Annotated in this window: 10 protein-coding genes; 9 read left to right on the top strand and 1 reads right to left on the bottom strand. The window is 60.2% G+C overall.

All coding sequences use genetic code 11. From position 1 onward, the window contains the following. The first annotated feature begins 261 nt into the window (after window positions 1–261). From ccrA to POI8812_RS01890, 8 genes are all read left to right on the top strand, one after another. Window positions 262–1,497 (top strand): crotonyl-CoA carboxylase/reductase, encoded by a 1,236-nt coding sequence (ccrA, locus tag POI8812_RS01925; protein WP_108781478.1) that lies wholly within the window; start codon window positions 262–264, stop codon window positions 1,495–1,497. 169 nt (window positions 1,498–1,666) lie between these two features. Continuing rightward, complete coding sequence (locus POI8812_RS01920) at window positions 1,667–2,734, top strand: PRC-barrel domain-containing protein (protein ID WP_162844856.1); 1,068 nt, start codon at window positions 1,667–1,669, stop codon at window positions 2,732–2,734. A gap of 155 nt (window positions 2,735–2,889) precedes the next feature. After that, window positions 2,890–3,519: a glutathione S-transferase family protein gene (locus POI8812_RS01915; RefSeq protein ID WP_108780833.1), complete on the top strand. Its 630-nt coding sequence runs from the start codon at window positions 2,890–2,892 to the stop codon at window positions 3,517–3,519. Window positions 3,520–3,567: 48 nt separating this feature from the next. Further along, window positions 3,568–4,356: a uracil-DNA glycosylase gene (locus POI8812_RS01910; protein WP_108780832.1), complete on the top strand. Its 789-nt coding sequence runs from the start codon at window positions 3,568–3,570 to the stop codon at window positions 4,354–4,356. Next, the gene (locus POI8812_RS01905; protein ID WP_108780831.1) at window positions 4,353–4,943 is read left to right on the top strand and encodes a metallophosphoesterase family protein; all 591 of its coding nucleotides are present in this window, start codon (window positions 4,353–4,355) and stop codon (window positions 4,941–4,943) included. The genes POI8812_RS01910 and POI8812_RS01905 overlap by 4 nt, the downstream gene beginning before the upstream one ends. Next, window positions 4,940–5,476, top strand: coding sequence for a molybdenum cofactor biosynthesis protein B (gene moaB / locus POI8812_RS01900; protein ID WP_108780830.1), 537 nt, complete (start codon window positions 4,940–4,942; stop codon window positions 5,474–5,476). Before POI8812_RS01905 ends, moaB begins: the two co-directional genes overlap by 4 nt. 76 nt (window positions 5,477–5,552) lie before the next feature. Continuing rightward, window positions 5,553–7,028: an efflux RND transporter periplasmic adaptor subunit gene (locus POI8812_RS01895; RefSeq protein ID WP_108780829.1), complete on the top strand. Its 1,476-nt coding sequence runs from the start codon at window positions 5,553–5,555 to the stop codon at window positions 7,026–7,028. A gap of 3 nt (window positions 7,029–7,031) precedes the next feature. Next, entirely contained in the window at window positions 7,032–10,391 is a 3,360-nt protein-coding gene (locus POI8812_RS01890) for an efflux RND transporter permease subunit (RefSeq protein WP_108780828.1), read from the top strand. A 3-nt stretch (window positions 10,392–10,394) separates the two neighbouring features. Here the strand turns inward: POI8812_RS01890 and POI8812_RS01885 are convergent, their stop codons facing one another. After that, window positions 10,395–11,147, bottom strand: coding sequence for a protein-disulfide reductase DsbD domain-containing protein (locus POI8812_RS01885; RefSeq protein WP_162844855.1), 753 nt, complete (start codon window positions 11,145–11,147; stop codon window positions 10,395–10,397). Between the two features lie 157 nt (window positions 11,148–11,304). Between POI8812_RS01885 and POI8812_RS01880 the strand changes: the two genes are divergently transcribed. Further along, window positions 11,305–11,883 (top strand): YqgE/AlgH family protein, encoded by a 579-nt coding sequence (locus POI8812_RS01880; RefSeq protein ID WP_108780826.1) that lies wholly within the window; start codon window positions 11,305–11,307, stop codon window positions 11,881–11,883. Window positions 11,884–11,910 lie beyond the last annotated feature (27 nt).

Below are 11,910 nucleotides of genomic sequence, written 5' to 3'. Positions count from 1 at the left end.
GAATACCTATCCAAGCGGATTCGCAAGCGGGGGCTAACTGAATCCGAACCGCAATGCCTGGAGGGGTACGGTGGGGATTAAGCCCGGATACAGCGATGTATCCGGGCTTTTTTGTGCGCTGCCGCATAATTCCTGTTGACGAAATATATTTGCGCACATATCTCACTTCGTAGTGTTTTATTGCGCAACATAATTTCGTATGGAGTCACGCCAATGTCGCCTCTCGATGCTTCCTCTCCTGCCCAGACGGAGTCCGGTGAAATGAAAGATCTCTACGAAGTGGGTGAAATCCCACCGCTCGGCCATGTGCCAAACCAGATGTATGCTTGGACCATCCGGCGGGAGCGTCACGGTGTGCCGGAGAAGGCTTTTGAGCTGGAAGTGGTCGATGTGCCAAAGCTCGACAGCCACGAAGTGCTCGTCTTCGTCATGGCTGCCGGCGTCAACTATAACGGTGTCTGGGCTGGCAAGGGTGAGCCGATCTCGCCGTTCGACGGTCACGGCGCCGAGTATCACATCGCAGGTTCCGACGCGTCCGGCATCATTTGGGCGGTGGGCGACAAGGTGAAGCGCTGGAAGGTCGGCGATGAAGTCGTGATCCACTGCAATCAGGATGATGGCGACGATGAGGAGTGCAACGGCGGTGATCCGATGATGTCGCCCTCGCAGCGGATCTGGGGCTATGAGACGCCAGATGGCTCTTTTGCGCAGTTCACCAATGTGCAGGCGCAGCAACTTATGCCCCGCCCGCAGCACCTGACCTGGGAAGAAGCTGCGTGCTATACGCTGACGCTTGCCACCGCGTACCGGATGCTGTTTGGCCACCACCCGCATGAACTCAAGCCCGGCCAGAACGTGCTGGTCTGGGGTGCGTCCGGTGGCCTCGGCTCCTACGCGATCCAGCTGATCAATGCCGCTGGCGCAAACGCGATCGGCGTGATTTCTGACGAGAGCAAGCGTCAGTTCGTCATGGATCTGGGTGCGAAAGGCGTCATCAACCGTAAGGACTTCTCCTGCTGGGGTCAGTTGCCAACTGTGAACACGCCGGAATATGCGACGTGGTTCAAGGAGGCGCGCCGCTTTGGCAAGGCGATCTGGGACATCACCGGCAAGGGCAACAATGTCGACATGGTGTTCGAGCATCCAGGCGAGTCGACCTTCCCGGTCTCCAACCTCGTTGTGAAGCGCGGCGGTATGGTCGTGATCTGTGCGGGCACGACCGGCTTCAACACAACCTTCGACGTCCGCTACATGTGGATGCACCAGAAGCGTCTTCAGGGCTCGCACTTCGCGAACCTCAAGCAGGCGTCCGCCGCCAACAAGCTGATGCTGGAGGGGCGTCTAGATCCGTGCATGTCCGAAGTCTTCGAGTGGAAAGACCTGCCGGCCGCGCACACCAAGATGATGAACAACGAGCACAAGCCCGGAAACATGTCGATTCTCGTAAGCTCGCCACGTACTGGCCTGCGCACGATCGAGGATGCGCGCGAGGGCTAATGCCCTTTTCCCTGGCACACCCCTAGTGCCCTCGCGTTGCATGTTGGCGCGCCCCACTGGCCGGGGCGCGCCCTTTTTTTGGGAACCCTCCAAAGGTTACGGCGTTAACGACACAGCGGCATATTTCGCTGCGAACATTTTGATAACGCAAGTTTTTTTGGAGGACCTGATGAAGACATTTCTGATCAGCACGGCAGTTGCTGCTGCAATGGCAACTGCAGCCTATGCAGAGGGCCATTCGGGCATCAACTTCATGGCAGAGGCCGAAGGCGAGGCGCTGTTGGCGTCTGACCTGCTGGGCGCGCGCATCTATGCCACCGAAGGCGCGTTCGATGCCGCGAATTATGAGCCGGGTATGGAAACCGACTGGGACGATATCGGGGAGATCAATGAGCTGATCGTTGCCCGTGACGGCGCAATTGACGGTGTCGTGCTGGGCGTCGGTGGGTTCCTTGGTCTGGGTGAGAAAAATGTCGGTATCCCGATGGATCAGCTGACCTTCGTCTCTGATGGCGAAGATGCCGACGAATATTTCATCGTCGTGAATGCAAGTCAGCAGATGCTGGAAGAAGCGCCGGACTTCCGCACGATGCAGGAACGTCAGGCCGCCGCTCAGATGGAAGAGCGTGACCCGATGATCGATACCGAGGCGGCTGCCATTGAAGGTTCGATGATGCAGGAGGCCGAAGCTCAAACTGAAGAAGCGGCGAACGCCGTCGATCAGATGGGCGACGAAATCGAAGGCGAGACGCAGGAGATTGCTGCCTCTGCTGAAGCCATGGGTGATGAGCTGGAGGCGGAGACGCAAGAGGTTGCTGCCGATGTGACCATGGAGCGTGAGGCAGACACCCGCGTCGAAGTTGCCGAGGGCTCTGATGCAGAGACGATGCAGGACATGGGGGCAGCGAATGCGCCACTGCTTGCGGCACCAGAGATGGAGCGTGATGGCTATAGTCGGATCGAGATGGCGGATCTGACAGTTGAACGTCTGAACGGTGCAACGGTCTATGACGTCAACGATGAGAATGTCGGCGAGATCGGCACCTTCGTGCTGGACGGTGAGCGTCTTGACCAAGCAGTCATTGATTTTGGGGGCTTCCTGGGTCTTGGCGAAAAGCAGGTCGCATTGCCGATGGATGCACTCAACGTGCAGCAGTCGGCTGACGGTTCTTCGATCCGCGTCTATGTCGACGTGACTGAGGCACGTCTTGACCAGATGCCAGAATACGAAGGCTGATCTTCGTCGAGGACGTGACAGAGAGGTTGGGGGCGCCAAGTGCGCCCCCTTTTTCATATGGGTTTGAGGCGCTCCGTTCCTGATGACCCGACGTTCCGGCTTGCCGGATCAAATGGAATTTGGTCGGCTGCGTGGCTCTAGCTGGAGGATGCGCGATGACCCTACCCCAACCCGTGATGCTCTATGACACTGCCCGTGCGCCGAACCCGCGTCGCGTGCGGATTTTCCTTGCGGAAAAGGGTGTCAGCCTGCCGACGACCGAGATTGATATCATGGCGGGGCAGCATTTCGACAAGGCTTATCGCGGCAAAGTCGGCTCTCACAACGTTCCTGCGCTGGAGCTGGACGATGGCACCTTTCTGACCGAGACCGTTGCGATCTGCCGGTATCTGGAGGCGATTTATCCCGACAATAATCTCTTGGGAGATGGGCCGCTGGAGCAGTCGCTGGTCGAGATGTGGTCCCGCCGGATCGAGACGCATCTGATGATGCCCATCGCCTTTGTCGCCCGGCACGGGATCGCCGGCATGCAAGCCTTGGAGCGGGAGCAGTGCCCCGCATGGTCCGAACATAACGTGCCGCGGGTCGCCGCGGGCCTGCGGTGGTTTGAGAAGTGCCTTGGCGACAAGTCGTTTATCGCCGGTGATCGGTTTACGCTCGCGGATATTACGGCCTTCTGCACGCTAGACTTCATGCGATTGATCCGAACCCCGATCCCTGAGGAGAACCTGCGCACTCACGCATGGCGCGCCCGCTGCAAGGCGCGCGGCACGATTGTGAGCTGACGCGCGGCGCGGTAGCGTGGCGCCGAACCGTGAAAAGGGGAATCGGGCGTGGACGCTTTTGACCGCGATGCAGCCATTTCGGCGCTCGCCTGGCAGATCGAGTTAGGGGCGGATGAGGCCATCGCCGATCTGCCGGTTGATCGCTATGTCGACGTGCCCCCGCCTGAGCCAGCGGCGCCCGTCGCGGCGGCGCAAGCTTCGGACGCCCCCGCCTTGCCCAAGACTGATCCGACTGCCGGTCATATCGCGGAAGCGGCGCGGCTGGCGGCCACGGCGCATGACCTCGAAACACTGGCGCATGTCATGCAGGGCTTTGACGGTTGCTCGCTGAAACAGGGTGCGCGGAACTTCGTGTTCAGCGACGGCCATGCCGGGGCTTCGCTGATGATTGTGGGCGAGGCGCCGGGCCGCGACGAGGATATCGAAGGTCGTCCTTTTGTTGGTCGGTCCGGGCAGTTGCTCGACAAGATGATGGATGCGATCGGGCGCGCGCGAACGGCGGATGATCCCACAAATGCCGTCTACATCACCAATGTCCTGCCCTGGCGGCCGCCGCAGAATCGAGATCCGAGCGTGGACGAAATGGCGATGATGAAGGCTTTTCTGTTGCGGCATATCGAATTGGCCGCGCCGAAATGTCTGCTCCTGTTGGGGAACTCTGCGATGAAGACGCTGTTTGAGACGTCGCGGGGAATTACAGCCATGCGAGGACAATGGAAAGAGGTTGCGGGCGTTCCGGCCATCGCCTCATTTCACCCCGCAGCCTTGCTGCGGAACCCTGCGCACAAACGTGCGGCATGGGAAGATTTGCTGAATGTGAAGGCGAAATTGAAATGAGATTGATGGCATTCTCGGACCTGCATTGCGATCTTGGCGCTGCAGCAAAGCTGGTCACGGCGAGCAAGAGTGCAGATTTGGTCATTGGCGCTGGGGACTTTGCCCAAGGGCATGAGGGCCTTGCCGAGACCATGACCGCGCTCAGCCCGATGGACGAGAAGGCCGTTTACGTGCCGGGCAATAACGAGACGGAGGCCGCCTTGCGCGCCGCGACTCGGGCCGAGGTACGCCACAAGCAGGGCTTCACGTTTGAAGGTGTGACCTTTGGATTTCTGGGATGCGCGGTGCCTCCACTGCCGCCCAACAGCTGGGGCTCCTACGACATGACGGAGGACGAGGCCGCGATTGGTCTGCTCAGCTTTGGTGAGGTTGATGTGGTGATAAGCCATTCGCCGCCAAAGGGCGCTTGCGATGACCATAAGGACCTCGGCCCGCTGGGATCGGACGCGCTTCGCGGCTATATCGAGGTCATGCAGCCCCAACTGGTTTTGTGTGGGCATATTCACGATTGTTGGGGGCGCGAGGCACGCATCGGAAAGACGCTGGTGCGCAATCTTGGCCCTACAGCGAATTGGTTTGAGCTATGAGCAGTATTGACGAAAGCCGAGAGTTCATTCCCGTTCGTGTCGCGGTTCTGACCGTCAGCGATACACGGGACACGTCCGATGACCGCTCGGGCGATGTTCTGGTGGCGCGCGTTCAGGAGGCCGGCCACATTCTGGCAGATCGGGCGATTGTGCGGGATGATCGTGCGGCAATCGCAGACCGCCTGCGCAATTGGGCGGGGATTGTTGATGTCGTGATCTCCACCGGTGGAACCGGGTTGACGGGGCGGGATGTTACGGTCGAGGCGCATCGCGATGTCTATGAGAAGGAGATCGACGCCTTCTCCACCTTGTTCACAATGATCTCTGTTCAGAAAATTGGGACGAGTGCGGTTCAGTCGCGTGCTTGCGGCGGTGTGGCTGGCGGAACCTATATGTTTGCGCTGCCCGGCTCACCGGGTGCGTGCAAGGATGGTTGGGATGAGATCCTGAAATTCCAGCTCGACTATCGGCATCGGCCCTGCAATTTCGTCGAGATCATGCCACGTCTCGAAGAGCATAAGCGCCGGAAGTAACTTTTTCGCACGGAAAGTGACGGAATCCGCTTCGGCCCGCGTATCAGATGTACCGGCGGAGTATCGGAGCCTTCTTATGCGTTTCATCCTACGTGGATTTTTCGGCTTATTTGTTCTTGCGCTGACGGCAGCGGCCCTTGGCGTTGGCGGCTACACGCTTATGCAGGCCCGGTCTGAAGGGGGCGGTGGCGGCGGTTGGCCGCGCGGTGGCGGTGGTGGGGAGCGGGCAATCCCTGCTGTGATCGCCGTGATCGAGAATGGCGACGCCTTTCCGGTGATCCAGACTTATGGAGAGATTGAGAGTGCTCGCACGCTTGAGCTGCGTGCCGGGATCGGTGGGGTTGTGACGCGTCTTGCGGACAACTTCCGCAACGGTGCGGCCGTCGCTGAGGGTGAGTTGCTGTTTGAGATCGACCCGCTCGACGCGGAGGCCGCGCTGATCCGGGCAGAGACCGAGCAGTTGGAAGCTGAGGCAAACTTGCGTGACGCCCGTGCGGGGCTGGCGCTGGGACAGGATGAGCTTACGGCGGCGGAGGGGCAACGCGCCTTGCGTGAGGCGGCGTTGGAGCGGCAGCGCGATCTTGAGGGGCGTGGTGTCGGCACGTCTGCCGCGACGGAGCAGGCGGAGCTGAGCTTTTCGCAGGCAGAGCAGACGGTTCTCGCGCGCAGGCAGGCAATCCTGTCGAGCGAGAGCGCTATCAGCCGGGCAGAGATTGCCCTTGCGCGGGCCGAGCTTGCCGTGACCGAGGCGCAGCGCGATCTGGATGAAACCCGTACGGTCGCCCCTTTCTCGGGCCGGTTGAGTTCGGTATCCGCAGTCCAAGGTCGTCGGATCAACGCGAATGAGCAGCTTGCAGTGCTGGTCGACCCCGATGCGTTGGAGGTCGCGTTTCAAGTGACCAATGCGCAATATGCGCGTCTGTTGAATGCGCGCGGTGAGTTGCAACCGCTTGAGATTGGCCTCTCGCTCGACCTGGATGGAATCCCGTTCGAAACTACCGGCGTGATCGAGCGTTCAGATGCGGTTGTTGGCGAGGGAACGACGGGTCGGCGCATCTTTGCGCGTCTGGCCGAAGGGGGGGCTGATCTCTTCCGTCCGGGTGATTTTGTTGAGGTTCGGATCGTTGAGCCGATGTTGACGGATGTGGCGACGGTTCCGGCAACGGCGGTCAGTGGCGATGGGCGGATGTTGATCGCCGGGGAAGAGAACCGTTTGCGGGCTATTGATGTGCGGATCGCGCGGCGGCAAGGCGACGATGTGATCGTCGCCGGTGCCCGGACGGGCATGCGATATGTCGTCGAGCTGCGGCCACAGCTGGGCGCTGGCGTGCTGATCGATCCCATCGAGCAACCGCGTGACGGTGGCGCGATGGACGTTCAGGCAGAAGTCATGATCACGCTCGACCCTGACCGGCGGCAGCGTTTGATCGCCTTTGTAGAGGCCAACAACCGCATGCCCGAAGCCGCGCGTGCGCGGGTGATCAGCCAGCTTGAGGAAGAAGAAGTTCCCGAAAGCGTGGTGACACGCCTTGAAGGCCGGATGGGAGGGTAGGTCATGCTGCGCTACTTTGTTCAGCACCGCACCGCCGCGAACCTCTTACTGGTTGTCATGCTGGCGCTGGGCGTTGCCTCGCTTAGCCAGATCCGCTCGCAGTTCTTTCCCGATGTGGTTGTGGACAGTGTTTCGGTTTCTGTGAATTGGGAGGGGGCCGGACCCGAAGATGTGGATGATGGTGTGATTGCGCCCCTCGATCCGGTCTTGCTGGCTGTTGAGGGGGTGATCGGAACTTCTGCCACTGCGCGAGAGGGTGGCGGCAATATCCGCATGGAGTTCGAGCCGGGCTGGGACATGGCCCGTGCGGCGGCGGATGTGGAAACCGCCATCGGGACGGTGACGACTTTGCCCGATGGTGCGGACGATCCGGTGATCCGTCGGGGACAGTGGCGGGATCGCGTGACGAATGTGGTGATTACGGGGCCGGTCGAGATTGACCAGCTCGCCCGCTATGCCGACGAGATGATCGCGCGTCTGTTCCGTGAAGGTATCACGCGTACAACCGTCAACGGCATCGCCGCCCCCAGTCTGCTGGTGACCGTGCAAGAGGCTGATCTGGTCCGCAATGACACGACGCTCTCGGAAATTGCGCGGGCGATCAGTGCGGCGTCAGATACGGACCCGGCCGGTGAGGTGGCGGGCGGTGCCGCAAGACTGCGAACAGGGGTAGAGCGTCGGTCCATCGAAGATGTCGGTGAGATTCGGGTGCGCACGAACCCTGACGGTTCGCTGCTGTTGGTGCGCGATGTTGCGACACTGACGGATGAAAATACGGATCGTGCTCAAGCTTTCCGCGTCGGCGGGAACCCGGCTGTGCAGATTCGTGTGGACCGGGCGGACACCGGCGATGCCATCGATATGCAGGCCGCTGTTGAAGCGGTGGCCGCTGAAATGGGCGAGGGGCTGCCCGAAGGTGTTGAGATCGTTCTGACCAATACGCGCGCAGAGGCGATTTCCGGTCGCCTCGACCTTTTGATCGAGAATGGCCTGATTGGCCTCGCCCTCGTTGTCGGGCTTTTGTTCCTGTTCCTATCGGCCCGCACGGCGTTCTGGGTGGCGGCGGGCATACCGGTGGCGATGATCGCGACCATCGCGCTGATGTTTGCCTTCGGAATCACGATCAACATGATCTCATTGTTTGCGCTGATCATCTGTCTGGGAATCGTCGTGGATGACGCCATCGTGGTGGGGGAACATGCCGACTATCGCTATCGGTATTTGGGCGAAAGCGCATCGGAAGCTGCAACCAACGCGGCGAAGCGGATGAGCCTGCCGGTCTTGTCGGCAACGATCACCACAATCATCGCCTTTGCCGCACTGACCACCGTTGGCGGGCGGTTTGGCAGCTTGATCGCTGACATTCCGTTCACGGTGGCCGTGGTTCTGGCCGCGTCGCTGGTGGAGTGCTTCCTGATACTGCCTGCGCATATGCGTCATGCGCTCTCGAAGCAGTCCCGCACGAAGGTGGCGTGGTACGATCTGCCATCGCATTTTTTCAACAAGGGTTTCGACTGGTTTAAGCGGGTGTTGTTCCGGCCCTTCATGCGTGTGGTCTTTGCCCTGCGCTATCCTGTGATTGCGGGCGCTGTCGGAACGCTGCTGTGGTCGATATCTCTATTCTACTCGGGCGAGGTCACGTGGCGCTTCTTCAATGCACCCGAACAGTCGGAACTAACCGGCAACATCGCGATGATGACCGGGACGACGCGCGACGAAACCGAGGTGATGGTCGCTGAGTTGCAGCGTGCGGTTACGACGGTCGGTGCGCGGCTGGAGGCGGAGCACGGAACCAATCCTATCGTCTTTGCGCTGGCGCAGATTGGTGGAAATGCCGGACGCGCGATTTCCGGGTCTGATCAGAAAGACCGGGACCAGCTTGGCGCGATTGCCATCGAGATCATTGATGCAGACTTGCGCCCCTACTCCTCACGCGAGTTGCAGGGGATGATCGAGGAGGAAATTCGCCGCCACCCCAAGCTGGAGACGCTCAGCTTCCGCACTTGGGGCAGCGGACCGGGCGGTGATGGTCTGTCGGTTCAATTTACCGGGGCCGAGGCTGAGGTGCTGAAAGCAGCGTCTGGTGCGTTCCAGGCTGCGGTGCAGGATTTCGAGGTCATATCTGCCGTCGAGGACAACCTGCCCTATGACAAGACCGAGTTCATTCTGGATCTGACCCCGCGCGGGGCGGCGCTTGGGTTCACCACAGAGGGAATTGGTCAGGTTCTGCGCCAGCGATTGGGCGGCATCGAGGCAGCCCGTTTCCCGGTTGGGGTGCGCACGGGCACGATCACGGTGGCTTTGCCTGATAGTGAATTGACCGCAGACTTCATTTCGACCGCACGGTTGCAGTCACCCGCGGGCACGTGGGTTCCGTTGAGCGAGATTGTAAGTGTGCAGGAACGTCTGGGCTTTTCCACGGTTCTACGAGAGAACGGCCTGCGGGTCATCACCGTCAGTGGGCAACTGAGCGAGGATGATCCTGGCCGCGCGGCGGAAGTCACTGCCCTGTTGGAAGATGAGATCGTGCCGCAAATTGCGGCGCAATTTGGCGTCGAATATCTGATCACCGGTTTGGCTGAACAGGAGCGTGACTTCCTGAACGACGCGATGATCGGCTTCATGCTGTGCCTGCTGGGCATTTACCTGACGCTGTGCTGGATATTTTCGAGCTGGCTGCGACCTCTGGCTGTCATGGTCATCATTCCGTTCGGCTTGATTGGGACGATATGGGGGCACGCTCAATGGGATGTGCCCTTATCGCTGTTCACTGTTGTTGGGCTGCTCGGCATGACCGGGATCATCATCAATGACTCGATCGTTCTGATCACCACAATCGACGAATATGCCAAGACGCGTGGGTTGAAACCGGCGCTGATCGATGCGGTCACTGACCGTCTGCGTCCGGTTCTGTTGACAACGCTGACCACGGTACTGGGGCTTACACCGTTGTTGTTCGAGACCAGTCTGCAAGCGCAATTTCTGAAGCCCACAGTCATCACGCTGGCCTATGGGTTGGCTGTCGGAATGTTTGTCGTTTTGCTGATCGTTCCGGCCATCATCGGGGTTCAGCGGGATGTGGGACGTCTGACGCGCTCCACCCGCCGGGCGCTGAAGGCGCGCCACATGCCGGGACGGGTGACGGCTGTTGTGTGGTTTAGCGCCGTGGCAACGCTTGCCCTGACCATCGGCACAGTCGCGCTGAGCGTGCTGCCCGACACGGATCTGCCGCCGATCCTGCAGGATCGCGGCATGCTTGAACTGATCGGTGGATTGGCTGTTGCGCTTTTGGTGCTCTACACCTTGGCGGCGACGACGATTGCGGTGATCGGGCGCAGCAGGAGCATAATAGCGGCGGAATAGGGATCAGCAGCCCTGAATCTCGATGGCGCGTTCGCCTTCGGGCAAAAGTGTGATGCGGATATCATCGCGGGAGGCTGAAAAGGCCCCGGCGCCAAACCAATCCATCCCCGCGGTCAGGATCATTGGCGCACCCGCTGTCACCTGCGGGTCGTGCACCCAAAGGTCGGGGTTGGGAATTTCGACGACCGCAATCGGCGCATCACGTTCTGCGTGTCCGTGAACCTCTGCCGAGAGCTGCCAGACACCGACGCCCTCACCCGGTGCCAGGTGGCAATCCGCCGTGATCCCGTGTTCGGCAGCAATGCGGGCGCGCGATGAAAGCGCTGCTTCCAATTGTGGTGCCGTCAGATCGCGGGAGAGTTCAACCTGTCCGCTAATGGTGGCGCGCGCCGGGATGCAGATGTCCGAGCACACGCCGTAATCGAGCGTCAGTTGCAGCTCCATCGGACCGTTGGTGTGAGCTGGTGCCAACAGAACCGGGAAGATTACATCGCGATCATAGCCTATCGACCGCATGCCATAGGTTTCAAATACGGTCGGCGTTGGCCACTTGGTCTCTACTTCGACGAGGTTTTGCGACCCGTTCCAATCGAATTGAGGAGGGATTCCGCCGCTGCCCGGTGCACGCCAGTAGGTCTTCCATCCCTGGGCCAGTTCGATGCGCACCCCGGCCAGATATCGACCATCCTCCATCATGCGCCCGGGCAGAAGGCTGACACGGCTGTGGTCCTGCGCAAGGGAGGGCAGGGCAGTCATGCCAAGACACGAAAGTACCAAGGCGGAACGAAGCAGTGCGGATACGGGTTTGTTATTCATCATGCCCCATACATGGCGGCTGAGTTCGATATTGAGAAATCACGAGTGCGAGACTAAGCAACTTGAAAGCACTCTGCCGAGCAATAGGTAGCCGTTTATGTTTGAAACTGTCGAGCGCTCCCCTTTTCTGGACGGCATGCTGCTCATCGCGTCGCCGATGATGGAAGACGCACGTTTCGGCGGGTCGGTCATCTTCATGTGCACCCACTCTGATGAAGGGGCCATGGGCCTCGTGATCAACAAGCGCGCGAACGGTGTGCATATCCGTGATCTCGCCTCGCAACTGAACATCACACGCAAGGAAAGCGCGCCGGAGATCCCGGTGCTGATCGGTGGTCCGCTTGAGCATACGCGGGGGTTCGTTCTGCATTCCTCAGATCATCTGATGGACAAATCCTCCCTTCAGGTGGGGGAGGATTTTGCAATGACTGGTCACATCGGATTGCTGGAGGCGACTATACAGGGGCGCGGTCCCCGCAAAAGCCTACTGGCCCTTGGTCGATCTGGCTGGGATGCCGGGCAGTTGGAGGGTGAGTTACGCGAGAATGCGTGGCTGGTCTGTGATGCGACGCCCGAATTGGTCTTTGACACGCCCCGCGCACAGGTCTGGACGGCGGCGCTTGCCCAACTGGGGGTCAGTGCCAGCAATCTGAATGGTGCAGTCGGGCGCGCCTGAAAAATCTGCCTGCGTAATAAATCTGTC

Origin of the sequence: Pontivivens insulae (assembly GCF_900302495.1) — a bacterium.
GTDB classification, from domain to species: Bacteria; Pseudomonadota; Alphaproteobacteria; order Rhodobacterales; family Rhodobacteraceae; genus Pontivivens; species Pontivivens insulae.
This window is presented reverse-complemented; position numbering and strand designations above follow the sequence as displayed.